22 protein-coding genes are annotated in these 24,019 nt (G+C 65.3%); 10 read left to right on the top strand and 12 right to left on the bottom strand.

Going from position 1 to position 24,019, the window contains the following annotated elements:
• Positions 1–20 precede the first annotated feature (20 nt).
• Genes ACZ5AC_RS08345 through ACZ5AC_RS08330 form a run of 4 tightly spaced genes read left to right on the top strand, consistent with a single transcriptional unit; the run spans position 21 to position 6,104 of the window.
• Positions 21–587 carry a DUF4390 domain-containing protein gene (locus tag ACZ5AC_RS08345; RefSeq protein WP_464250485.1) on the top strand — a complete coding sequence of 189 codons (567 nt, stop codon included), beginning with the start codon at positions 21–23 and terminating at the stop codon, positions 585–587.
• A gap of 17 nt (positions 588–604) precedes the next feature.
• Positions 605–2,815 (top strand): sensor histidine kinase, encoded by a 2,211-nt coding sequence (locus tag ACZ5AC_RS08340; RefSeq protein ID WP_464250484.1) that lies wholly within the window; start codon positions 605–607, stop codon positions 2,813–2,815.
• Positions 2,815–4,218, top strand: a complete 1,404-nt coding sequence (locus tag ACZ5AC_RS08335) for a sigma-54-dependent transcriptional regulator (RefSeq protein ID WP_464250483.1) — start codon at positions 2,815–2,817, stop codon at positions 4,216–4,218. Before ACZ5AC_RS08340 ends, ACZ5AC_RS08335 begins: the two co-directional genes overlap by 1 nt.
• Positions 4,218–6,104 carry an ATP-binding response regulator gene (locus ACZ5AC_RS08330; protein WP_464250482.1) on the top strand — a complete coding sequence of 629 codons (1,887 nt, stop codon included), beginning with the start codon at positions 4,218–4,220 and terminating at the stop codon, positions 6,102–6,104. Before ACZ5AC_RS08335 ends, ACZ5AC_RS08330 begins: the two co-directional genes overlap by 1 nt.
• A gap of 124 nt (positions 6,105–6,228) precedes the next feature.
• Here the strand turns inward: ACZ5AC_RS08330 and ACZ5AC_RS08325 are convergent, their stop codons facing one another.
• The gene (locus ACZ5AC_RS08325; protein ID WP_464250481.1) at positions 6,229–7,596 is read right to left on the bottom strand and encodes a sigma-54-dependent transcriptional regulator; all 1,368 of its coding nucleotides are present in this window, start codon (positions 7,594–7,596) and stop codon (positions 6,229–6,231) included.
• The gene (locus ACZ5AC_RS08320) at positions 7,593–9,989 is read right to left on the bottom strand and encodes an ATP-binding protein (protein ID WP_464250480.1); all 2,397 of its coding nucleotides are present in this window, start codon (positions 9,987–9,989) and stop codon (positions 7,593–7,595) included. Before ACZ5AC_RS08320 ends, ACZ5AC_RS08325 begins: the two co-directional genes overlap by 4 nt.
• A gap of 145 nt (positions 9,990–10,134) precedes the next feature.
• On the opposite strand from ACZ5AC_RS08320, the gene rpsF reads away from it, so the two are divergent.
• Genes rpsF through ACZ5AC_RS08295 form a run of 5 tightly spaced genes read left to right on the top strand, consistent with a single transcriptional unit; the run spans position 10,135 to position 13,984 of the window.
• The gene (gene rpsF, locus ACZ5AC_RS08315) at positions 10,135–10,449 is read left to right on the top strand and encodes a 30S ribosomal protein S6 (RefSeq protein ID WP_464250479.1); all 315 of its coding nucleotides are present in this window, start codon (positions 10,135–10,137) and stop codon (positions 10,447–10,449) included.
• Position 10,450: 1 nt separating this feature from the next.
• Positions 10,451–10,714 (top strand): 30S ribosomal protein S18, encoded by a 264-nt coding sequence (gene rpsR, locus ACZ5AC_RS08310; RefSeq protein ID WP_464250478.1) that lies wholly within the window; start codon positions 10,451–10,453, stop codon positions 10,712–10,714.
• 11 nt (positions 10,715–10,725) lie between these two features.
• Positions 10,726–11,235: a 50S ribosomal protein L9 gene (gene rplI, locus ACZ5AC_RS08305; RefSeq protein ID WP_464250477.1), complete on the top strand. Its 510-nt coding sequence runs from the start codon at positions 10,726–10,728 to the stop codon at positions 11,233–11,235.
• Positions 11,207–12,655 (top strand): replicative DNA helicase, encoded by a 1,449-nt coding sequence (gene dnaB, locus ACZ5AC_RS08300; RefSeq protein ID WP_464250476.1) that lies wholly within the window; start codon positions 11,207–11,209, stop codon positions 12,653–12,655. The genes rplI and dnaB overlap by 29 nt, the downstream gene beginning before the upstream one ends.
• Positions 12,656–12,691: 36 nt before the next feature.
• A complete protein-coding gene (locus ACZ5AC_RS08295; protein ID WP_464250475.1) occupies positions 12,692–13,984 on the top strand; it encodes a phenylacetate--CoA ligase family protein in 1,293 nt (430 codons plus the stop codon).
• Between the two features lie 57 nt (positions 13,985–14,041).
• Here the strand turns inward: ACZ5AC_RS08295 and ACZ5AC_RS08290 are convergent, their stop codons facing one another.
• The gene (locus ACZ5AC_RS08290; RefSeq protein ID WP_464250474.1) at positions 14,042–15,496 is read right to left on the bottom strand and encodes an AAA family ATPase; all 1,455 of its coding nucleotides are present in this window, start codon (positions 15,494–15,496) and stop codon (positions 14,042–14,044) included.
• Positions 15,497–15,641: 145 nt separating this feature from the next.
• Here ACZ5AC_RS08290 and ACZ5AC_RS08285 point away from each other — a divergent pair, with 145 nt between their 5' ends.
• Entirely contained in the window at positions 15,642–16,631 is a 990-nt protein-coding gene (locus ACZ5AC_RS08285) for a DMT family transporter (RefSeq protein ID WP_464250473.1), read from the top strand.
• A gap of 40 nt (positions 16,632–16,671) precedes the next feature.
• Here ACZ5AC_RS08285 and ACZ5AC_RS08280 read toward each other — a convergent pair whose 3' ends face one another.
• From ACZ5AC_RS08280 to dinB, 9 genes are all read right to left on the bottom strand, one after another.
• The gene (locus ACZ5AC_RS08280; protein WP_464250472.1) at positions 16,672–17,484 is read right to left on the bottom strand and encodes an ATP-binding protein; all 813 of its coding nucleotides are present in this window, start codon (positions 17,482–17,484) and stop codon (positions 16,672–16,674) included.
• Between the two features lie 279 nt (positions 17,485–17,763).
• Entirely contained in the window at positions 17,764–18,363 is a 600-nt protein-coding gene (locus ACZ5AC_RS08275) for a hypothetical protein (protein ID WP_464250471.1), read from the bottom strand.
• Positions 18,364–18,510: 147 nt separating this feature from the next.
• A complete protein-coding gene (locus ACZ5AC_RS08270) occupies positions 18,511–18,978 on the bottom strand; it encodes a hypothetical protein (protein ID WP_464250470.1) in 468 nt (155 codons plus the stop codon).
• A 33-nt stretch (positions 18,979–19,011) separates the two neighbouring features.
• Entirely contained in the window at positions 19,012–19,758 is a 747-nt protein-coding gene (locus ACZ5AC_RS08265; protein WP_464250469.1) for an amino acid ABC transporter ATP-binding protein, read from the bottom strand.
• A gap of 9 nt (positions 19,759–19,767) precedes the next feature.
• Complete coding sequence (locus ACZ5AC_RS08260) at positions 19,768–20,781, bottom strand: amino acid ABC transporter permease (protein WP_464250468.1); 1,014 nt, start codon at positions 20,779–20,781, stop codon at positions 19,768–19,770.
• A gap of 70 nt (positions 20,782–20,851) precedes the next feature.
• Positions 20,852–21,673 (bottom strand): transporter substrate-binding domain-containing protein, encoded by an 822-nt coding sequence (locus tag ACZ5AC_RS08255; protein WP_464250467.1) that lies wholly within the window; start codon positions 21,671–21,673, stop codon positions 20,852–20,854.
• Between the two features lie 35 nt (positions 21,674–21,708).
• Positions 21,709–21,873 (bottom strand): hypothetical protein, encoded by a 165-nt coding sequence (locus ACZ5AC_RS08250; RefSeq protein ID WP_156902372.1) that lies wholly within the window; start codon positions 21,871–21,873, stop codon positions 21,709–21,711.
• A 45-nt stretch (positions 21,874–21,918) separates the two neighbouring features.
• Positions 21,919–22,692 carry a dimethylarginine dimethylaminohydrolase family protein gene (locus tag ACZ5AC_RS08245; RefSeq protein ID WP_464250466.1) on the bottom strand — a complete coding sequence of 258 codons (774 nt, stop codon included), beginning with the start codon at positions 22,690–22,692 and terminating at the stop codon, positions 21,919–21,921.
• Positions 22,693–22,759: 67 nt separating this feature from the next.
• Positions 22,760–23,995 carry a DNA polymerase IV gene (gene dinB / locus ACZ5AC_RS08240; protein WP_464250465.1) on the bottom strand — a complete coding sequence of 412 codons (1,236 nt, stop codon included), beginning with the start codon at positions 23,993–23,995 and terminating at the stop codon, positions 22,760–22,762.
• Positions 23,996–24,019 lie beyond the last annotated feature (24 nt).

Below are 24,019 nucleotides of genomic sequence, written 5' to 3'. Positions count from 1 at the left end.
GCTTATGTAAGTCGTTCAAGGTGCAACTAAACAGAATATTCATCACCTTTTGGTGCCTTTTCGCGCTGGCTGTTTGTCAGGCCCGTCCGGCGTCGGCGAACTCGATCTCCATCACGGATCTTGGCGTCGACAATGCGGCAGGCCAGGTCTCCGTGGGGTTCAGCATCGTGGTCAACGACATGGGGCCCCTCATGGAAGCCCTGAAGAACGGCGGGGATTACGAGGTTCGCTGCACGAGCCGGCTCTACTATCGCCGGGCCGGCTTCTGGAATTCCTTCCTGTCCGAAGCCGGCTATACCTGCGTCATCTCCAGCAAGCCCATCGCCCGCGAATGCCTGGTCGTCGACGACCGCGGCACCCACACCTTTCCGTTCCAGAGCCTGCAGGACCAGCTCAACCGCTTCTGGTCCCAGGTATCCATCCCCATGGGCAGCTGGGACATGATCAAGCGCGGTTCGGCCTACAGGGTGGTCATGACCTTCAAGGTCACGCGCACGAACATGCCCGCCTGGGTCAGCAAGCCCCTCTTTTTCGTCAGCTGGGATCTCGTCCCCGAGGTCGTCTATGAGTTCGACTTCGATTTCTGAAGACTTGCTGGGGGATCATGGATAACCCGTCGCGCCTCATCCCGGTCAAGGAACGGCCCGCCCAGGAGCGCCGCAAGCGGCAGCGGGAAATCACCCTGGCCGTCATCGCCATCTTCGTCATCATCATCCTGACCTGGATCGAACTGCGCCTGCTGGGCGTCAACTCCTACCTCTTCTTCGCCCTTTTCAACGTCAACCTGATCCTGCTCATCCTCGTCCTCTTCCTGGTCCTCCGAAACGTCATCAAGCTCATCCTGGACCGGCGAAGGCGCGTGCTGGGCTCGGGGCTCAGGGCGCGGCTGGTCCTCGTCTTCGTGACCCTCTCCATGGTCCCGACCTTCATCATGTTCATCCTGTCCATGTGGTTCGTGCAGACCTCGGTGGACTACTGGTTCCAGTCCCAGGTCGAGACGTCCATGGACCATGCCCTGGAGGTCGGCCAGGATTTCTACGCCGCGGCCGAGTCCGGCCTGGAGGCCAAGGCCCAGGGGATACTCGACCACCTGCGGGAGCGGCGCATCGCCTGGAGCGCCAAGGGGGCGGACGAGGCCATCCGCGCCAAGGGACGGGAGTACAGGCTGACTCTGGTGGGCCTTGTCACCCCCACCCTGCAGGAGAGGAGCTGGCAGGCCGCCCCGGTCTGGGACGAGGCCTGGCGGAAGACCAAGGCGGAGGTGCCATGGGCAGACCTGGCCCGGCAGCCGGCCTACTGGGCGACGCTCCGGGCCCACCCTGACTCGGACCTCGTGGTCGGCATCCTGCCGGTCGACGAGGCGGCCTCGGCCTTTCTCGTGGTGGGCGCCGAGGTGGGGCAGGGCTTTCTTGAACGCCTGGAGCTCATCGCCAAGGGCGTGGGCGAGTACAAGCAGCTCAGGAGCCTCAAGTTCCCCCTGAAGATGACCCTCTACATGGTGCTCGGCCTCATGACCCTGCTCATCTTTCTCGGCGCGACCTGGTTCGGCTTCCGCCTGGCCCGGGAGATCAGCGCGCCGGTGCAGGCCCTGGCCGCCGGCACCCAGCGCATCGCCCGGGGCGACCTTTCGGTGCGACTCATGGACGATTCCCGCGACGAGCTCGGCCTGCTGGTCCAGTCCTTCAACAGCATGGCCGAGGACCTGGAGCAGAGCCGCCAGGGACTGACCGAGGCCAACCGGCGCCTGCAGGAGCAGTATCAGGCCCTCATCGCCAAGAACCATTACGTGCAGGCCATCCTCGACAACATCACCTCCGGCGTGGTCTCCGTCGACCGTGCGGGCAGGGTCACAACCATGAACCGCGCGGCCGAGGCCATCCTGGGCCTGGAGAGCGGCGGGCTCATCGGCAAGTCCGCCATGGACCTCCTCGGCCCCGAACACCGCGGCCTGGTGCAGGAGGTCAGCCAGCTCCTGACGAGCAGTCCCGGCTCCCAGTGGCAGCGCCGGCTGGAACTGGAGGTCGACGGCGAGACCGTCAAGCTCCTGGTCAACGCCGTGGCCCTCATGGACAGCGAGGGTGACGACTCGGGCATCGTCGCGGTCTTCGAGAACATCTCCGAGTTGGAGAAGATGCAGCGCCTGGACGCCTGGAAGGAGGTGGCCCGCCGCATCGCACACGAGATCAAGAACCCGCTGACCCCCATCAAGCTTTCGGCCGAGCGCCTGGAGCGCAAGTTCGGCCAGTCGGTGGCGGACCCGGTCTTCAGCCAGTGCACCGGCCTCATCGTCAGGCAGGTGGAGCACCTGCAGGAGATGGTCCGCGAGTTCTCGGCCTTCGCCAAGATGCCCGAAGTGACGCTGGTGCGCGGCCAGATCGAGCCCATCCTGCGCGAGGGCGTGTCGGTCTTCGCCGAAAGCTACACGGCCATCCGCTGGACCGTGCGGACCGAGGATGTCCCGTCCGTCATGCTCGACCGGGAGGCATTGGGCCGAGCCTTCGCCAACATCCTCCTCAACGCGGCCGAGATCCTGGCGGGCCGGGATGACGGCCGGGTGGACGCCGTGCTCTACTCCCGCAAGCGCAAGGGGCGGGTCTACATCGAGATCAGCGACAACGGGCCGGGCATCAAGCCCGAGGAGCAGTCGCGAATGTTCGAGCCCTACTATTCGACCAAACGCAGCGGCACCGGGCTGGGCCTGACCATCGTCAAGTCCATCGTCAACGACCATCACGGTCACATCCGTGTCAAACCCAACGAGCCCGCCGGCACGACCTTCGTCATCGAGCTGCCGGCGGCGCGCAGCGAGGCGTGATGAGCACCGCATCCATCCTCATCATCGACGACGAGAAGGACATCCGCGCGGCGCTGCGCGGCATTTTCGAGGACGAGGGCTGGCAGGTGTCCGAGGCCGGCAGCGGGACGGAGGGCCTGTCCATGGCCCTGGACGGGGACTTCGACCTCATTTTCCTGGACATCTGGATGCCGGGCCTCGACGGCATGGGCGTGCTCGTGTCCATGCGCGAGAAGGGCGTGGACACCCCGGTCATCATGATCTCCGGCCACGGCAACATCGAGACCGCGGTCACGGCCCTGAAGAACGGGGCCTTCGATTTCATCGAGAAGCCCCTTTCCCTGGACGACACCCTGGTCGCGGCCGGCAAGGCCCTGGAGCTGTCCCGCCTCAAACGCGAGAACAGGGAGCTGCGCTCGCGCATCCGCCCCGAAGGCGTGCCTGTCATCATCGGCTCCTCGCCGGGCATCGTCCGGCTGCGTCAGCTCATCGAGCAGGTCGCGCCGACCGAGGCCTGGGTGCTCATCACCGGCGAGAACGGGACGGGCAAGGAGGTCGCGGCCAGGGCCATCCACGCGGCGAGCCGCCGCGCCGCCCGGGAGATGGTCTGCGTGAACTGCGCGGCCATCCCCGAGGAACTCATCGAAAGCGAGCTTTTCGGACACGAGAAGGGCGCCTTCACCGGGGCCGACAAGGCGCGCAAGGGCAAGTTCGAGCTGGCGGACAAGGGCACGCTCTTCCTGGACGAAATCGCCGACATGAGCCTCAAGACCCAGGCCAAGATCCTGCGCATCCTGCAGGAACAGAAGTTCGAGCGCGTCGGCGGGACGAAGTCCTTCCGGGTGGACGTGCGGGTCATCGCGGCCACCAACAAGGACCTGGTCAGGGAGATGACCGAGGGGCGCTTCCGCCAGGACCTGTACTACCGTCTCAACGTCTTTCCCGTCACGGTCCCGGCCCTGCGCGAGCGGGCCGAGGACATCCCCGAGATGATCGGGCATTTTTCGCGCCTCATGATCGAGGAGCAGAGCCTGCAGCCCGTGCGTCTGGACAGCGAGGTCATGGACGCGCTCAAGCGGTATGCGTGGCCTGGCAACGTCCGTGAGCTCAGGAACTTCGTGGAGCGGATCTACATCCTCTACCAGGGGCGGGACGTGGACATCTCCATGCTCCCGCCGGAATATCGCGCCGTCGCGGCCCTGGACGCCCTGGCCGCGGTCCCGGACGGGGTCACGGATTTCAAGGAAGCCCGGGCGCGGTTCGAAGAGGCCTTCCTGCGCCGGGGACTGGCACGTTCCGACGGCAACATCGCCCGCCTGGCCGAGGCCATCGGGCTGGAGCGGACATACCTCTACCGCAAACTCAAGACCTATGGCATCGGCATAGACGAAGGCCGCCAGCGGGACGGCCTCGGGAGGCAGTGATGGCGACGAATGACGGAAGCTCACGGGACGGGTCGGGCTGCGCCGAGTGCGCACGGCTCAGGGGGCGGATGGAGAGTCTTCTGGAGCATCTGCGCCAGGAGCTGGAATCGCCCATTTCCTCCATCCTCGGCGTGGCCGGCCTGCTGCAGAACTCGGGCCTGAGCGGCGAGCAGGCCGAATACCTGCGGGTCATCCGCGATGCCGCCGAGGGCATGGATCTGGTCCGCCGCAGCCTGGGGGACATGGCCTGGCAGGATACCCAGAGCGCCCTGGGCGGGGAGGCCGATTTCGACCTGCGCGTGCTGGTGCACGACCTGGCCGAACTGTTCCGCATCCACGCCCGGCGCCGCAACATCCATTTCAAGGCCACTGTGGATGATGAGGTGCCGAGTCTGGTCCGGGGCGTGCCGGGAATTCTGAGGCGCATCACCGGCGGGTTCCTGAACCGCGTGCTGGGCGCTCCCGGCGGTTCGACCGTGTCCATGACCCTCAGACTGGCCGAACGCGGTGAAGGAGCGGCCACGGTGCGGCTGGAGGCGCGCGTCGATGCCCTGATCGATCCGCCCGACGCCGAGTTTCTGGATCTCTGCCGCGATCTCGCCGCCCGGCAGGACGGCAGCGCGGGGTTTGAAGCGGGTGCGGAATCCTGCGAGTTCTGGGCGACCCTCCGCCTGCCCGAGCTGAAGGCCAGACCGTCGTCCTTCCCTCCGCCGCAGCCCATCACCGGCCGCCGCATCCTGGCCGTGGACACGGACGCGACCTGGCGCGGTGTGCTCCGGGAATACTGCTACCTCTGGGAATGCCCCTTCCTCGAAGCCCACGACGGCCAGGTCGCCCTGGAACTGATGCTCGAGGCCGCTGCCCGTGGGGAGACGCCGGATTTCGTCCTCGCCGGCTCCAACCTCGGCAGCATGGATATGGAGGGGCTTGCCGCCGCTGTCCGCACGCATCCGGGGCTGGCTGAGGCCAGGCTGGTGGCGCTGCCGTCCTCGGCCCGGCCGGGCGATGCGGCGCGCATGGAGGCCGCCGGTTTCGCCGGCTACCTGTCCAGGCCCGTGGAGCAGTTCCGGCTGCGCGACGCCCTGTGTCTCATCCTGGGGGCCCGGATCCAGGGCCGCAGCATCGGCCTGGTGACCCGCCATGTCGTGGCCGAGGAGCGCAAGCGGCGCAAGATCGTGCTGGTGGTCGACCCCGATCCCGAGAGCCGTGCGCTCATGGCCCGCAAGCTCGACCAGGGGGGCTACGCGCACCTCGAAGCGGACTCCGGCGAAGAGGCCTTGCGCATGCTGCGCGACAACCCGTGCGCCCTCGTTTTTCTGGAGCTGGATCTGCCCGGCATGTCCGGCCTCGACACGGCCAGGGTCATCCGCAACCCCGAAACGGGCGGGGACGTGCCCGTGATCGGCACGACGGCGCGGCTCGCCAGCGGCGACGCGGCCAGGTGCGCTTCGGCCGGCTTCAACGAGATCATGCTCAAGCCCGTGGACACCCAGGTTTTTTTCCGGGTCCTCGAAAAGTACGTCCAGCCCAACGAGCCCGGGAAGAGCGATTTCCGCGGCCAGGCCCTGGATGTGGAGCGGCTCCTCGATCAGCTGGACCACGATCAGGTGCTGTTGGCGGATGTGCTGCAGACCTTTCTGCGTGAGGGCCGCACCAGGGTGGGCGAATTTCTGCAGGCCCTGGAGCGGGAGGATTTCCTTACGGCCGAGCAGAAATCCAGCGCACTGCGCGGCATGGCCGGAAACATCCGGGCCGAGGGCGTGCGGGTCCTGGCGGAGATGGCCGAACAGGCCTGCCGCCGGTCCCGCGCCGACAAGGCCGCTTCCCTGGGCGAGGAGATCATGCAGGAGCTGTGGCGCGTGGAGCAGGCGGCGGCCCTGGTCTGACAGGTCCAGGGATGGCATGCGTGTTCATTGCCGCTCATTGGGAAATGATCGCCGGAAACCTCCGGCACTCTTCGAGACAGTTCCGTCCGGCCCGCCGCGAATCCTTCCGGCGGGCCGATTGCGTTTACAGGCCGAGCTTCCCGCGCCGGTACCTGAACGTGTCCCGCGACACGTTCAGGAGCCTGGCGGCCTGGGACTCGTTCCCGTCGGCCAGGCCCAGGGCCTGCTCGTAATAGTCGTGTTCCATGCGCTGCAACAGGGCCGGCAGGTCCACGCCCGCCCCGGTCAGGGGCGTCATGCCGGTTCTTTCCTCATCGGGTGTGCAGCCGTCGCGCAGTCCCAGGTCCGCGGCGTCCAGCTCCGGGCCGCAGGCCATGAGGGCGGCGCGCTCCATGATGTTGCGCAGCTCGCGCACGTTCCCGGTCCAGTCGTGGCGCAGCAGGGCCTGGCGGGCGGAGTCCGTCAGGGCCGTGAACTTCTTGCCGAACTTCTCGCCGTACTGGTGCAGGAAGAGCTTGGCCAGGGGCAGGATGTCCTCGCGGCGGTTGGCCAGGGACGGCACGCGGATGCGCACCACGGCCAGGCGGTAGAAGAGGTCCTGGCGGAAGGCCCCCGTGGCCACCATGCCCTCCAGGTCGCGGTTGGTGGCTGCCAGGACGCGCGTGCGCACCGTGCGTTTGGTCGTGGAGCCCAGGGGGTAGAACTCGCCGTGCTGCAGGAAGCGCAGCAGCTTTGCCTGGGCGCTTGGCGGCAGTTCGCCGATCTCGTCCAAAAACAACGTGCCGCCCGCGGCCTCCTCCACGAGCCCCGCCTTGCCCTTCTTGCCTGCGCCGCTGAAGGCCCCCGGCGCGTACCCGAACAGTTCGCTCTCGATGAGTTCCCCCGGCATGGCCGCGCAGTTGACCGTGACCAGGGGGCCGCGGAAATTGGGGCTGCGGTGGTGGATGGAACTGGCCACGAGCTCCTTGCCCGTGCCCGTGGCGCCCTCGATGAGCACCGGCGTGTCGGGGCTGACGGCGACCTTGGCCACGGTCTGCACCACGTCCGTCAGGGCCTCGCTCTCGGCCACGAAGAAGGGGATCTGCTCGCGCAGGGCCTTGTCCTGCAGCTCCCGGATCTCCTTGCCCAGGCGGATGGAGCTGCCGGCGCGCTCCAGGCAGAGCTTCAGGGCGTCCATGCGCAGGGGCTTGACCAGGTAGTCGAAGGCGCCGCGCTTCATGGCCGAGATGACCGTGTCCAGGTCCTCGAAGGCCGTGATCATGATCACCGCCGCGTGGGGCGCCAGCCTGCGGATGCCGTCCAGCACGTCCAGGCCGCTTATGTCCGGCAGGCCGATGTCCAGGAGCACCAGGTCCGGCTTCAGGCCCGCGAGGTCGGCCAGGGCCTCCTTGCCCGTGGCACGTGTGGCGACATCGTATCGGCGGCCGAGGGTCATGGACAGGCTGTCGCGGATGGACTCCTCGTCGTCGATGATGAGCAGGGAGTAGTTCATGGGTGCTCCGGGGCCGGAAGGGGGAACTCCAGCCTGAATTCGGCCCCGCCCAGGGGGCTCTCGGCCACGCGGATGACGCCGCGGTGGTCGGCGACGATGCGCTGCACGATGGACAGGCCGATGCCCGTGCCGTCGCTGGCCGTGGTGTAGAAGGGGTCGAAGACGCGCTCCCGGTCCGCCGACGCGATGCCCGGGCCCGTGTCGCCGACGGTCAGCATGACGCGGTCTTCGGACGCGGCGATGCGGATCTCGACGCGTTTTTCGCCGTCGCCCTGACGCACTGCGCGGGCGGCGTTGTCGACGATGTTGACCACGGCCTGTTCGAGCTGCATGCGGTCGCCGCGGATCATGGGGGCCGGCTCGAAACGCGTGACCACATCCACGCCGGCCTTGCGCAGGGTCGGGGCCAGCAGGCCCAGGGCCTCCTGCACGGGGGCCGACAGGTCCAAGAGTTCCAGGCGCGGCGTGCCGGGCTTGGAAAAGTCCAGCACGCGGCGGATGACGGACTCCATCTTGCCGGCGGCCTTGCGGATTTTTTCGATGGTCGCGCGCAGCACGCCGGCCGGTCCGTCTTCAGTCAGCTCGGCGCAGATTTCCTCCATGGCGTAGAGGTAGGCGTGGATGCCCGTCAGGGGGTTGCGGATCTCGTGGGCGATGCCGGCGGCCATGCGGCCCAGGGAGTTGATCTTGTCCAGGAGCATGATCTGCCTGGCCATGCGGCGCGAGGCTGTGACGTCGGCCATGAACACGGCCACGCGAGTGACGCGGCCCGCGTCGTCGAAGACGGGGTAGATGTGCAGGTCCAGGTCCTCGTCCTGCCCGTACTCCGTGATGGATTCGGCCTCGCCGCCGGCGAAGACTGCGTCCACGGCCTGCCTCAGGCGCGCGCCGCGGTCGTTGTGCAGGATGTCGAACAGGGACTGGCCGATGAGGGACTCGCGGATGGTGCCCAGGCGCGAGGCGCCTGTGTCGTTGATGTCGAGGAGGATGCCGTCCTGGTCCATGAGCAGGAGGGTCTCGGTGGGCGCGTTGATGAGGGCGCGGGCCTTGGCCTCGCGGTCGCGGATCTGGGCCTCGGCCAGGCGGCGCTGCTCGACCTCGAAAAGCAGGTCGCTCGTGCGGCGCTCGACCTCGATTTCCAGGCGCGCCCGGGCCTTGCGCAGGTCGCCCTCGGCGCGGATGCGCTCGCCGACCTCGCGCTCAAGTTCGTCGTTGGCCGCGCGCAGATGTTCCGTGCGCGCCCTGACCGCCTCCTCCAGCTGCTCCTTGTGGCGGCGCAGCACCGCCTGGGCCTCCTGACGTCGGCGCATGGCGCTGACGAGCATGGCCACTGCGGCCAGGAGCACGGCCACGCCGACAGTGGCCGTCCAGATGTAGCGCTTGTCGATCTGGTAGAAGCGGGCCGGTTGGTTCAGGATCAGGCTGTCCTCGGGCAGCAGGGATTCGGGGATGCCGAAGCGCCGCAGCTGGATGTGGTCAAAGATGAAGCGTGACGGCGTCAGCGTGTCCACTGGGATGGTGTCCGGGTTTGTCCCGTTCAGGACGCGCATGGCCAGCCGGGCCACGCGCTCGCCCTCGGCCCGGCCCTCGACCATGCGCCCGCCCACGCAGCCCGTGCCCATCTCGAAGTCCCAGAAGCCGTAGATGGGCACCTTGGCGTAGGTCGAGAGGAAGAGGTTCTTGCCGCGGTAGTCCACGAGCACGCCTTCCTCGTTGCGCATGACGCCGTGCACGAAGATGATCTGCCCGTGGCCGAGCTGCGACAGGCGGGTGCGAAGTTCCTGGGCCGGGAGATTGTTCCAGTAGGTGAAGCGGATGCCGGGGAACTGCGCCTCCAGGGCGCGCAGGGACTGGTCCGTGAGCAGGTCGGTGATGGACTGGTCCGCGCCGATGACCACGAACTCGCGCGTTCCCGAATGCAGGCCCAGGGCCGTGCGCATGGTCTCGGCGAAGGGCGGGTTTTCGGCCAGGCCGGTGATGCGGGGCTGGCCGCGCAGCTGCTCGGGGCGGAAGTCGTTGACGCCGCAGAAGACCACGGGCGCTCCGCGGAAGATGCTGTCGCGGTATTCGAGGACGAAGTCCAGGGCGTCGTTGTCCGTGGTCACGATGAGGTTGAAGACGCTCTCGGACAGCTTGTGCCCCAGCAGGGCGGCCTGCAGGGAAAGGTAGGACGTGTCGGTGTTGCGCTTGGTGTCCAGGTACTCGACCCACAGCAGGGCCTGGGGCATTTCCGCACGGAAGGTCTCCTGGATGCCTGTGTTGAGGGTGTCGGTCCAGGACAGGCCCGGGTGGTAGGAGTGCAGCAGGAGCACGTTCTGCGACCTGGCCTGCGCGGGGGCGGCAGTCAGAAGCAGCAGCAGGGCAAGCAGGAGGGGGAGGATGACACGCGGCATGTTGCGGGTGTATGCCCAAACGGCGCGGCATTCAAGCCCGTGCGCGAACGTCCTTGACAGGCCTGGCCGTTGGGAATAACGGTCTGTGTTTCCTTGCTCGCTCGAAGTGAATGGGCGGGCTATCACCCACAAGGAGGATTCTGTAATGACCAGGTACGAGGAACTGCTCCTGCTCAGCCCGGAGCTCGGCACCGATGAGTGCCGCGAGATCATCAACAACCTGAGCGCCGTTGTCGAACGCGAGGGCGGAAGCGTCCTGAAGATCGACGACTGGGGCGTCAAGGATACTGCCTACCCGGTGCGCAAGTTCAACCGCGGCCGGTACATCCGCATGGAAATGAACATGCCCGGCAAGGCTGTGGCCGAACTGGAGCGCAACGTGCGCATCGCCGACGGCGTGTTCAAATTCATCACCGTGAAGCTCGCCGACACCCCCGTCGAGACCACCGAGGAGGCCTAAGATGTCTTTCAAGAAGAAGTTCGCACCCCGGAGAAAGTACTGCCGCTTCTGCGAGAACCCCGAGATTGCGCTCGACTACAAGCACCCCGAGATCCTGAAGGACTTCGTGACCGATCGCGGCAAGATCATCGCCAGCCGCATCACCGGATCCTGCGCCAAGCACCAGCGGGCCATCACCCGCGAGGTCAAGCGCGCACGTCAGATGGCGCTGTTGTTCTACACGGCCACCCACAGCACGGACGTGCTCAAAAAATCCAGAGTCTAGGAGAGTAGGTCATGAAGGTCATTTTGCGAGCAGACGTGGATAATCTGGGCCGCCTCGGCGACATCGTCGCCGTCAAGCCCGGTTACGGCAGAAATTACCTCTTGCCGCAGGGTCTGGCTTCCCTGGCGACTCCCGGCAACCTGAAGGTTTTCGAACAGGAGCGCCGCAAGCTGCAGGCCATGAACGACGCCATCAAGGCCGAGGCTTCCGCCCTGGCCGCCAAGATCGAGGCCGCCAAGGTGGTCATCGAAGTGCGTACGGGCGACGGCGACAAGCTTTACGGCTCCGTCACCTCCCCCCAGATTGCGGCCATCCTGGCCGAACAGGGCGTTGACGTGGATCGCCGCAAGATCCAGCTCGACGAGGGCATCCGCTCCTTGGGCGAGTACATCATCGAAGTCAAGCTGCACCCCGAAGTCGTGGCCAAGCTCACCGTGAACGTCATCAAGCACGGCAAGGTCGAGCAGATGACCGAAGCCGCGGCGGAGACAGATGCAACCGAAGAAGCCGCCGCAGAATAAGTTCGGGCAGCGCCTCGGAACGCAAATCCAACCGGAAGAGGCCTTGCAAAAGGCCTCTTCTGATTTGTTGCGCCGGATACCCCCGCACAACACCGAAGCCGAACAGGCGGTGCTGGGCGGGGTTTTTTTGCGCAACGACATCTTTCACACCCTGGTCGACGTCATCTCCGACGAGGATTTCTACTCGCCGGTTCACAAGACCATCTACCAGGCCTTCCAGGAACTCTATCGTCGCCGCGAGCCGGCCGATCTGGTCACGGTGGCGGAATACCTCAAGAGCCGAAGCCAGCTCGACGAGGTCGGCGGGACCGTCTATCTGGCATCCCTGGCCGAGTCCGTGGCCTCGGCCTCCAACGCCGTCTACCACGCCCAGATCGTGCGCGACAAGGCCGTGCGCCGGCGGCTCATCCAGACCTCCTCGGAGATTCTGACCAGCTGCTTCGAGGCCGGCGAGGAGACCGAGTCCCTCCTGGACCAGGCCGAGCAGCAGATATTCTCCATCGCCGAGTCCAAGGGCAAGCCGGCCTTCACGAGCAGCAAGGACCTGGTCCAGCGCGTCTTCGAACAGCTCGAGACGCGGGCCGGGCAGGGCGAATTGGTGACGGGCGTGCCCACGAGCTACACGGACTTCGACCACATGACCGCGGGCCTGCAGAAGTCGGACCTCATCATCCTGGCCGCCCGCCCGTCCATGGGCAAAACGGCCCTGGCCCTGAACATGGGCATGCGCGCGGCCATCCGCCACGACATCCCCGTGGCCGTCTTCTCCCTGGAAATGTCGATGGACCAGCTCATGATGCGCCTTCTGGGCTGTCACGGCCGCGTGGACTTAAGCCGCCTGCGCAGCGGCTATCTGAACGACGAGGACTGGAGCCGCCTCTACCAGGCTGCAGACGACCTGTCGCGGGCGCCCATCTACATCGACGACACGCCGGCCCTCTCGACCATGGAGATCCGGGCCCGCAGCCGCCGCCTCAAGGCAGAGAAGGGCGTGGGCCTCATCATCGTCGACTACCTCCAGCTCATGCGCTCCAGCCACAAGAGCGATTCGCGCGAGCAGGAGATCTCGGACATTTCCCGAAACCTGAAGGCCCTGGCCAAGGAACTGGAAGTACCGGTCATCGCCCTGTCGCAGCTCAACCGCAAGGTCGAGGAGCGTTCCGACAAGCGCCCCATGATCTCGGACCTGCGCGAATCCGGCGCCATCGAGCAGGACGCCGACGTCATCGTCTTCATCTACCGCGACGCGGCCTACAACAAGGCCGAGGACAACCCCAACAAGAACATCGCCGAGATCATCATCGGCAAGCAGCGCAACGGCCCCGTCGGCATGCTGCGCCTGGCTTATTTCGGCCAGTACACCGTGTTCGAAAACCTCACGGAAGTGGGACTGCCGTCCGAGGACGGCGGCGCGTACTGACCTTCTCCGCCACCCTCAACTTTTGCGGATGCCGTCATGAAAGCCTATTGTCCTGAAGAGTTTTTCTCGCGCAGCCAGCTCGACAACGTCCAGAAGACGCGCCTGACCACCACCCTCGAACGCGCGGCCCGCTCGGAGTTCTACTCCCGCCGCTTCGCCGAGGCCGGCATCGACCTGACCGCGATCACCTCCGCTGACGACATCGTCAAGCTGCCCTTCACCACCAAGGACGATCTGCGCAGCGCCTACCCCGCGCGCATGCTGACCCGTCCCGTGACGGACATGATCCGCCTGCACGCCTCCTCGGGAACCACGGGCTCGGCCACGGTCATCTACTACACGCGAAACGACGTCGATTCCTGGGCAGACCTCATGGCGCGCTGCATGCACATGATCGGCATCCGGGCCGAGGACACCTTTCAGAACATGTCGGGCTACGGCCTCTTCACCGGCGGCCTGGGCATCCACTACGGCGCCGAGCGCCTGGGCTGCCTGACCATCCCGGCCGGCGCCGGCAACTCCAAGCGCCAGCTCAAGCTTCTGGAGGACTTCCAGGTTTCGGCCATCCACATCATCCCGTCCTATGCGCTGCATCTGGGCACGGTGAAGGAGGAGCTCGGCTACGGGCCCGACCGCTTGAACGTGCGCGTGGCCCTGATCGGCGCCGAGCCGCACACCGAGGCCATCCGCCAGCGCATCGAGGAGGTCTGGGGCCTCAAGGCCTACAACTCCTACGGCCTGTCCGAGATGAACGGCCCCGGCGTGGCCTTCGAGTGCCTGGAACAGAACGGCATGCACATATGGGAGGACGCCTACCTGGCCGAGATCGTCGATCCCGACACGGGCGAGCGCCTGCCCGACGGCGAGATCGGCGAACTGGTCATCACCACCCTGTGCCGCGAGGGCATGCCGCTGATCCGTTACCGCACCAAGGACCTGACGCGCTTCCTGCCAGGCGATTGCCCCTGCGGGCGCACCCACCGGCGCCTGGACCGCATCAAGGGCCGCGCCGACGACATGATCATCCTCAAAGGCGTGAACATCTACCCCATGCAGGTCGAGCAGGTGCTCATGAGCATCCCCGAGGTGGGACAGAACTATCTCATCGTGCTGGAGCGCGAGGGGTATCTGGATCAGATGCGGGTCAAGGTGGAGGTCAAGGAGGAGTTCTTCGTCGAGGACATGCGCGAGCTGAAGGCTCTGCAGAGCCGCATCAGCGCGAAGCTGCGCGACGAGATTCTCATCACGGCGCGCATCGACCTGGTGGAGCAGAACTCCCTGCCCAAGTCCGAGGGCAAGGCCCAGCGCGTTCTGGACCTGCGGGAATAGCCCTTCGTCGCCGACGCGACCGAATGACCGGCCCCGCCTGCGGCGCGGCCGGTCTTCCTATTCGTATTGGGTCACGGCGCAGGACATGCCTTTCTTTTCGGCTTCCATGCACTGGTTCAGGGCGTCCTCGCGGGAGCGCTCCAGGGCGAACTGGATTTCCACGCCGCTGACGAGATCCTGCTCGAAGACCTTGAGCGGCTCCTGCAGACCCAGCAGCAGGCTCGCGTGACGGATCTGCTCCGGATTCGTGAGGGGGCCGACGGTGCCGACAAAGGGGCGGAAGACCACCTGCGTGTCCTGGAGGTCGTGCTCCCTGCCGTAGTCCCTGGCCTGCTCGAAGCTCTCGAAGCGCCCGACGAACAGGGAGAAGCTTGCGGGAGTCCCGCTTTCGCGGTTCCAGAACAGGTTTTGGTCCAGGTCCTTGAAGCGTGGCAGATGCAGGAGCATGGCCTCCATGGTCGCGAAGGACCCGAGCTGGACGGAATACGGGCCGTCCTTGGTGCGTTTGCGGAAGACCGTCTTGGCCACGCTCTGCATGACGGGACCGGCGGGACGGGGCTCCATCTTCGGGACGGGCGGCGCGGGTGTCGCTTCGCGCGCCGTACCTTCGGATCTGAGGACCAGGTCCATGATGTGCAGGTCCGGCATGAGCCAGGACAGGAAGAAGACGAGCAGGCCGATGATGCCGCACATGCTCAGAGCCAGGACAAGCACGCCCCATCGCGGCATTCTGGCGCCCATGTGCTGGGTGGGCGCTGGAGCGGTGGAGGGCGTCTCCCGCGGATGGGCCGCGGCTTCCGGGGCGCACTCCAGCACGTCTTCGGCGTTGCAGGCCTCTTTGGTGCTGAGCGCCCGCAGCGCGAGGGTCACGGTCAGCATGCGCAGGATGCCGATGACGCCGGCGGCCTTCTTGATCAGCGGTTCGGGGTTGGAAATGAGGTCGGCGGCCAGGCCGGCGTTTTCGAGCAGGAAGCCGATGTATTCGCGGGATTGTTCCCGGGTCAGTTTGGGCAGGGTCCAGACGGCCCCGAGCATGGAGTAGATGGCCCTGTTTTCCGGACGGGCCAGGCGGTGGACGATCTCGCCGTTGCCCACCAGGACCACCTGCAACCCGCTCTGGTGCTGCTTGGCCAGCCCGAAGAGGCTCGCCAGGAAGGCAAAGTCGCCGTCAGTGAGCAGGTGAGCGTTGTCGATGAACAGGACCAGACGTTTCTTTTCCCGCAAAAGCTTGGACAGGACCGGTTTGCTCTCTCCTTGGGGCGTCGTGTGCATCATCAGGATGTGAAAAAGCGTCTGTTCCGACGATGCGGCAAGACTCAGCGTTTCGATGTCGATGGCCGTCTTCAGTCGATCCAGGAATGCCGTCTTTCCGGACTTGGGGAACCCGATGACGCAACTTAAAGGGCGTAGGCTTTGTATCTCATTCAGGACAGAGTCGAATACGTCCTCCAGCTGTGGAGTCGTAAAGTGCAGCGTTGAGCCGGATGCAGTGTCGAAAGGGGAATCGGTCATGTGATGGATTGTTTCCGGAAATCCGATTGTTTGTCCCAATGCTGGAATTTTCTTCTATTCTGAACTCTTCAATTAGGTGTTGACGGAATTCTATGCAAGCTTTTTTTGAAATATCCCGCTATTATGCGCGCTTTGGCGGTTCGAGATGACCTTTTCTCTTCCCTTCTTCGCCTTGTCCCTGGCAATGCTCCTGTGGGGCAGTTCCTTCGTGGCCTTCAAGTATGCGGTCATGACCTTCGATCCCATCGTGGTCGTCTTCGCGCGCATGTTCGTCTCGGCGGCGCTCTTCCTGCTGGTCCTTCCCGTGTGGCGGCCGCGTTCCGTGAAGCGCGGCGACATCTGGTTCATGGTCTTCATGGCCCTGTGCGAACCGTGCCTGTACTTCGTCTTCGAAGGCCAGGCCCTGACCCTGACCACGGCCTCCCAGGCCGGGATGGTCGCGGCCACGCTGCCCGTCCTGGTGGCGGTCTGCGCCGGGTTTCTGCTGGGTGAGCGCCTTTCGCGGCGCTCCTGGCTCGGCCTGCTCCTGGCGCTGGCCGGGGTGGCCTGGGTCAGCCTGACCGGGACCGCCACAGAGGTCGCGCCGCGGCCCGTGCTCGGCAATTTCCTGGAACTCGCGGCCATGCTCTGCGCTGCCGGGTACACGGTCAGCATGAAGAAGCTCTGCGCCAGCTATTCCCCCTGGTTCCTGACGGCGGTGCAGTCCCTGGTCGGGACCGTGTTCTTCCTGCCGCTGCTCTTTCTCCCCTCGACGGATCTGCCCCAGGCCTTTCCTGCCGGTCCGAGCCTAGCCGTCTTGTACCTGGCAGTGGGCATCAGCATCGGCGCGTACGGGCTCTACAACTTCGGGATCAGCAGGCTCCCGGCCTGGCAGGCCTCGGCCTTCGTCAACCTCATCCCCGTCATCTCCATGCTGCTGGGCTGGGCCTGGCTGGGGGAAAGCCTCAATGCCGTCCAGTTGGCCGGCGTGGCGGTGGTCTTCGGCGGGGTGGTTCTGAGCCAGGAGTGGGGCGGGGAGGGCAAAGACGACGCCCCCGGCCGCGTTGTGGCGGACGAGGGCGTCGATGGTGAGGCGTTGTCGCAGCCTCTGGGCGTGATGGAAGAGGCGATGGCTCCGGTGCGGCGCCGGAAATGAGCGGGGCCTTCCCGGCCCCGTCTCCCGCGCCGAAGAAGGGTTAGAGCTTGCCGAGGCCCATGGGCGCCGCGGCGGGAGTGATTTTCTCCTCGCTGACCTGACCGTCCCTGGCCACGATGGCCCGCGTGCAGGGGATGTCCCGGCCGCTCTTGGCCAGGGCCTGGCCGACGATGCGCGACAGGCCGGAGCAGCAGGGCACTTCCATCTCCAGGATGGTCACGGACTTGATGCGGTTCTGGGCGAAGACCTGGCTCAGGCGCTCCACGTACTCGGCGGCGTTGTCGAACTTGGGGCAGCCGAGCATGATGGTCCGTCCGGCCAGGAATCGGCCGTGGAAGTCCGGCGTGGCCACGGGGCAGCAGTCGCCGGCGATGAGCAGGTCTGCGTCCTGCAGGAACGGCGCGTGGGGCGGGATGAGCCGGATCTGGATGGGCCAGTGGGACAGGGCCGAGCCGACCTGCCCGGCCGGGACGTTGGCCCGGTCGCAGGGCGTCATCTGCATCATGCCGGCCGAGGGGCAGCCGCCGTGGGCGGGCCTCATGGTCTGGACCTGGGCCGAGGGGCAACCGCCGTGTCCGGCGCCGTGGCCGTGACCCTGGGGGGCGACGCCGCCCATGCGGCGCACGTGCTCCATGGCCGCCTCCTCGTCGAAATCTTCGGCCTCGCGCTCGATGATGTGCAGGGCGTCCTCGGGGCAGTGCCCGATGCAGGCCCCGAGGCCGTCACAGAACATGTCCTTCACGATCTTGGCCTTGCCGTCGATGATGGCCAGAGCCCCTTCCGCACACCCGGTCACACACTGGCCGCAGCCCGTGCACTTTTCTTCGTCTATTTCGATGATCTTGCGTATCATGTTTTTTCTCCTCCGCTGTTGTTTGCGTGAGTCCTGTCTAGGGGCTTTGGGATAAGGCCGCTTTGAGCCATGTCAAAAACACGTAGATATTTTTCGGGGCAAGATCAGGAGTGCGCTCCATCTGCGTGTCCCGTCTTGGGACGCCTTGCGGATAAGTAAGGTCATTACGGATGTTCTGATCGGGGCAGGGGAGCGGGTCGGATAGGTCAACGCCGCAGGCGATGAGCTTTTCAAGCTGGATGAGGTGTTTTCAGGTCCGGACTGGCCACGTGACGGTGATTATTCGTCGTGAACTCCGTGCAGGCCGAAGGCCGGGTCGATGATGAATCCGGCGGAGATGTCCCGGATCAATGGATCGAAGAGTTCTTTGAGGGGCGCATCGTATGTGAGTTCGAAGGTGGCCAGCACCCCGTGGGCCAGGACTGACCTGCGATAGAAGATTCTGTCCTCCACGTAGCCGGAGAGCACGAAAAAATCCCCGCCCGCATGCTTGTAGGTCACTTTGCGGCCTGGCTCGGCCATGGCCTGGGTCATGGCTTCGGGGATAGTCTGCTGCGCGGCAATGCCGAAACTACCCCAGCAGCGGAGTTCGGCTCTGCCGTCCGGCGCTGCGAAAACCTGACCGTCTCCGGCGTCAGATTCGCCCAGAGGGCGGAGATGCCTTTTCGGCCAGGCCAAGGCGTAGCCATATTTATGGTTGACGTAACAGTCATATTCGTCCGCGCGAGCGCAGACATCTTCAAACGCCGCCATTCCCTTCGCTGACGAACTCCATGCCTCGACGGGACAGGCCGTAAGCAGCATCAACACGCCCAGCAGGAAGATTGTGTCTTTCATCCTCAAGTCCCACGGTTCATCGTGCAATACGGCACGCATCATGCCATCTGTTCGCGAAACCGTCCATATCCGCCTGATGAGATGCGCATGAGTAGGGGGAGGTCTCCTGCCAAGGAATTTTGGCGCAGAAAAAGCCCGCTCGAACCTTTCGGTCCGGCGGGCTTTCTTGCGTCCGGGGTTTCCCTGGCCTTACGCTTCGGTCGGCGCTGGCTGGGGTTTGGGGGCCGGTTTGGCGGGAGTCTTGCGGTTGATGCGCTCCTGCAGGCGCTGGGCGGCCAGATGGGTTTCGCCGGGTGCGGCCAGGAAGAGCATTTCGCCCTTGGGGGAGAACCAGTGCCAGCCTTCGGGCTTGGTCAGGAGCATGGCGCCCTTGCGTTCGAGGTATTCCAGGTCGCGGCCCTCTTCCACGGCGGACTGAAGCTGGATCTGCAGGTTGTCCGTCTCCAGGACGATGGAGGCCGTGCGGAAGAGCTCGAAGGCGCCGTGGGAGATGTCCATGAGCAGGCCCTGGTCGGGGGTCTTCTTCGTGGTCAGGGCCTTTTCCAGTTCCAGAAGGTCCTTCTTCAGATCCTTCAGCTCCGCGATGGCCATGTCCCGGGCCACGTCCCCCTGTTCCTTGATGGTCTTGGCCAGCTGGTTCTGCAACACCTTGCTCATGCGCGCTCCTTCATGCCGTTGGCGGTTTCACGTCTACAGAATCTGCCCCAGAAACTCCTTGGTCCTTTCGTGCGTCGGCGCGGTGAAGAAATGTTCGGGCGCGCCCTGCTCCAGTATCTCCCCCTTGTCCATGAAAAGGACCCGGTCCGCAACCTCGCGGGCGAAGCCCATCTCGTGGGTGACCACGACCATGGTCATGCCTTCGCGGGCCAGGTTCTTCATGACGTCGAGGACCTCGCCGACCATTTCCGGGTCCAGGGCCGAGGTCGGCTCGTCGAAGAGCATGATTTTCGGGTCCATGGCCAGGGAGCGCGCGATGGCCACGCGCTGCTGCTGGCCGCCCGAGAGCTGGTCGGGCTTGACGGCGAACTTCTCGGCGATGCCGACCTTCTCCAAGAGGGCCATGCCCTTGGCCTCGGCCTCCTGCCTGGAGCGCCCCCGCACCGTCATCTGGGCCATGGTCAGGTTTTCCAGCACCGTCTTGTGGGGGAAGAGGTTGAAGGACTGGAAGACCATGCCGACCTCGGCGCGGATGGCGTTGATGTCGCACTTGGGGTCGAGGATGTCCACGCCGTCGATGATGATGTGCCCGGAATCGGCGTACTCCAGGCGGTTCAGGCAGCGCAGGAAGGTGGACTTGCCCGAGCCGGAAGGCCCGATGATGACGACCACCTCGCCCGGCGCCACGGAGCAGGAGACCCGGTTCAGGGCCTGCAGCCGCTCGGGGGTGTAGAAGAACTTGTCGATGCTTTGTACGTCGATGATGGGGGGCGTGTGCATGGTGCTCCTCTAGATGGCCTTGCGTTCGAGATACTGCACGAACATGGACAGGGTGAAGGTCAGGACCAGGTACAGGATCGCGCACACGATCCAGATCTCGAAGGGCTGCAGGGACGAGGACACGACCTCGCGCGAGGCCTTGGTCAGTTCGCGGATGGACAGCACGCCCAGGAGCGAGGAGTCCTTGACCAGGCTGATGAACTGGCCGGCCAGGGGCGGCAGGATGCGCCGGAAGGCCTGGGGCAGGATGACCTTGCGCATGGCCTGGGCGTAGGTCATGCCCAGGGAGCGGGCCGCCTCCATCTGGCCGCGGTGCACCGACTGGATGCCGGCGCGCACGATCTCGGCAGTGTAGGCGCCGGTGAAGATGGCCAGGGCCATGACGCCGAACCACAGGGGCGAAATCTGCCCGAGGCCCGACTGGGCCAGGATGGAGTTGATGACCGTGCCGACCACGAAGTACCAGAGAAAAATCTGCACCAGCAAAGGCGAGCCGCGGATGAGCTCGATGTAGGTGATGGCGCCCCAGCGCAGGGCCGGGTTGTCGGAGATGCGCGCCAGGCCCGTGAACAGGCCCAGGACGATGCCGAAGATGATGGCCAGGAAGCTGACCTCCAGGGTCAGCCACAGGCCCTCGACCAGGATGCCCGGCTTCCAGTGGGTGTAGTAGCCGATGTTGTCGCCGGCGTAGACGTGGTCGCCCGCGGAGAGCAGGAGCGACTCCTTGGGCAGTTCGTGGGTTTCCTCGCCGTCGTCGCCCCTGACGAGGACGCGCACGTTCTTGCTCTCGGCGCCTGCCGGGTCGATGGAGACTATCTTGCCTTCCATCTCCGCGCGGATGGTCACCTTTTCCTCATAGAGGAAATACTGCGGCACGCGGTTCCATCTCCAGATGTACTCCACCTTCTTGGTGGCGAAGTAGAGGAGGGCCATGCTGCCGCACAGGCCGAGGATGAAGACGATGCTCCAGAACTGGTAGTAAAGTTTGCTCTTGGGCCGGTCGAGTCCCGTGTACGTGGCCATTATCCGTCCTGCTGCTGATGAATCGTAAAAACGAGGGATCCGGCCCTTGAGCCGGATCCCTTATGCTTGCTTACTGCACGTCCTTGAGCCACTCGGTGCCCTTGATCCACTTGTTGTAGATGTCGTCGTAGCGGCCGTCGTTCTTGATCTGGGCCAGGAAGTTGTCCAGCCAGTTCAGGAAGTCCGGGTCGCCCTTCTTGATGCCGAAGCCCAGGGGCTCGTAGGTGAAGACCTTGTCCAGCAGGACAAGGTTCTTGCCGCCCTGCTGGGCCATGAAGACGACGTTGAAGGGCAGGTCGTAGACGAAGGCGTCGGCCTGGCCGTTGACCACTTCCATGGCGCCGTCGGACTCCTTCTCGAAGCTCTTGTACTGGGCCTTGGGGATCATGCGCTTGGTGGCCTGCTCGCCGGTGGTGCCGATGCGGGAGGCGACGGTGTACTTGGGATCGTTCAGGTCCTTGTAGGACTTGATGGTCCCTTCATGCTTCTTGTTCAGCAGGATGGCCTGGCCGACGACGATGTAGGGCTCGGCGAAGTTGATCTGCAGGTTGCGTTCCTGATTCACGGTCATGCCGGAGATGATGATGTCGAACTTGTCGGACATCAGCGCCGGGATGATGCCGTCGTAGTCGGTGTTGACGATCTTCAGCTTCACGCCCATGGCCTTGGCCATTTCCTTGGCCATGTCCACGTCGAAGCCGACGATCTCGCCCTTCTTGTCGGTCATCTCGAAGGGCATGTAGCCGGCGTCGAGGCCCACGCGCAGTTCGCCGCGCTTCAGGATTTCGTTCAGGGTGGATTTCTCGGCCAGCTCGTGGTCGGCGGCGAGAACAGGCATGGCCGCGAAGGCGGTCAGGAGCAGGGCCACAACAACTTTCGTCACAAAACGCATAATGCCTCCTCGTTGGTTGGAAAACGTGCCCGAGTTCAGTATTTGCCCTCGGTCAGGACCTCTTTGATGATCATCCGCACCTTGCAGAATTCGCACATCGGGATTTCCTCCTCGGGCAGGCAGATGATTTTCGTCTGCTTGCACTTGGGGCAGGCGACTTCCACGAATTCACGCCTGTAACGGTCTTTGAGCAGTTCCATGATGTTCCCTCGCGTTGCTTCCCGTACGCCGGGAAGGCGAAAAATTCAAGGAAGGGGCGGTTCGAGGCGCAGGGACAGGCAGGTCAGGCCGCCGTCCATCTTGCGGTACTCGCTCGTGTCCAGTTCGACAATGGGCAGGCTCAGGGGGGCGAGCAGGGCGCGGGTGCGGGCGTAGCCGGTGGGCATGATCAGGGTGCCGTTCACGAGCAGGGTGTTGGCCGCGTACTCCTCGCCCGCGGGGCAGACGATCTGCCGATAGCCTGCGATGGCCGGGTGGCCGGCGAAGTCCGCCGTGACCAGCATGGTGTCCGCCCCGACATAGTTGAGGCTCGACTTGAGGTGCAGTCCGGCCGCGACGCGGATGACGTCGCTCGCGTAGCCGTGGGCGCCCAGGATGGCGGCCAACTGGCGCGCGCCCTCGTCGTTGGTGCGGTCCGAGACGCCGATGAAGAAGCGTTTGCCGACCTGCAGGATGTCGCCGCCGTCCAGGGTGCCGGGCGCCTCGATGCGCGCCAGGGGACGGTGGGCTGAGAGCGCCTCCTCGATGTAGGCCGTCTCGCCCGCGCGCGACGGCGCGCCGGGGCGGGTGATGACGCCGACTTCGCGCACGACCACGGCCGTGTCCTCCACGAAGCAGGCGTCGGGAAAGCCCTGGGCCGCCGGGAGGACCGTGACCGTGAGGCCGAGGGAGCGCAGGCAGTCGACGTAGGCGGCGTGCTGGGACAGGGTCAGGTCCATGTCCGGGGCGGCCGCGGCGGAGGTGGTCAGGCCCTGGGGGTAGTCCGGGCCGGGGACGCGGGTGATGGCGTGGGAAAACATCTGGTATCCTTCCTGCTTGAAGTTCGAATTCGGACTTCCAAGCAAGAAAAATCTTCTTTGGCAAGCATTATTCGTCGTCGGAAATGCGGTTCTTGCGGGACAGGAGATCCTCGACGGCCTCGGCTCCACTGGACGCCGCGTCGGCGCGCAGAATGATCTTCGACCCGAATTTGTCCCGGATGCGGTCCATGGCCTGGTCCAGCAGCCGGTCGCGTCCCCGGCCGGGGTCTTCCGCCAGGGGAAGGGCGGCCTGCACGGCCCGGAAATTGGACACGCCCAGGCCGATGAGCCGAACGGGCCTGGGCAGTTTTTCGGAGGCCAGGAGGCGGCGCGCGGCCTGGTGAATCTCCGCGGTGATGTCCGTGGGCCTGAGCAGGGTTTTGCTGCGGGTGATGGCCGTGAAGTCGTGGAACTTGATCTTGAGGGTGACCGTCAGCCCTTTCTTGTCCATGGACCGCAGTTCCCTCCCGACGCGCTCGGCCTGTGTCAGGAGCCAGCGCTCCAGCAGCGCCCGGTCCAGAGTGTCGCGGTCCAGAGTGTTTTCGGCGCTGCAGGACTTGGCGTCGCTGTGCGGCACCACGGGCGAGTCGTCGAGGCCCAGCGCCCGGTCGTGCAGGAACGCGCCGTGCCGGCCAAGGCTCCGCTCCCAATGGTCACGAGGGTGAGCCAGGACGTCGGACACGTTCCTCACCCCGATGTGGGCGAGCTTTTCGAGCATGCGCGGTCCCACCCCGGGAATCTTGCCCAGGGGCAGGTCGTGCAGGAAGGCGGGGACGTCGGACGGCCGGATGACGGTCAGGCCGTCGGGCTTGTTCCAGTCCGAGGCGATCTTGGCCAGGAACTTGTTGGGGGCGATGCCCACGGAGCAGGTCAGGCCGGTCCTGTCCAGGATGGCGGCCTTGAGCCTGCGTGCCAGATCCTCGGGCGGCCCCAGGACACGATACGTGCCGCTCACATCCGCGTAGGCCTCGTCCACCGAGGCCTGCTCGACCACGGGGCAGAGGCCGCGCATGACGTCCATGACCTGCTCCGAGACTTCCCTGTAGCGGGACATGCGCCCAGGCAGGAAGACGGCGTGGGGGCACAGCTTTCTGGCCTGGACGATGGGCATGGCCGAGCGCACCCCGTAGCGTCTGGCCTCGTAGGAGGCCGCCGAGGCCACGCCGCGCAGGGACTGGCCGATGACCACGGGCTTGCCGCGCAGTTCGGGGTTGTCCACCTGTTCCACGGAGGTGAAGAATGCGTCCATGTCGAGGTGCAGGATGATTCGCTCGGACGGTTGCATGGTAGGTATGGTCATCATGGAAACACTATACTCCATCCAGTC

Source organism: Desulfomicrobium aestuarii, from assembly GCF_055385525.1.
The sequence above is the reverse complement of the archived record's forward strand: the minus strand, read 5'-3'. Positions and strand labels throughout refer to the sequence as shown.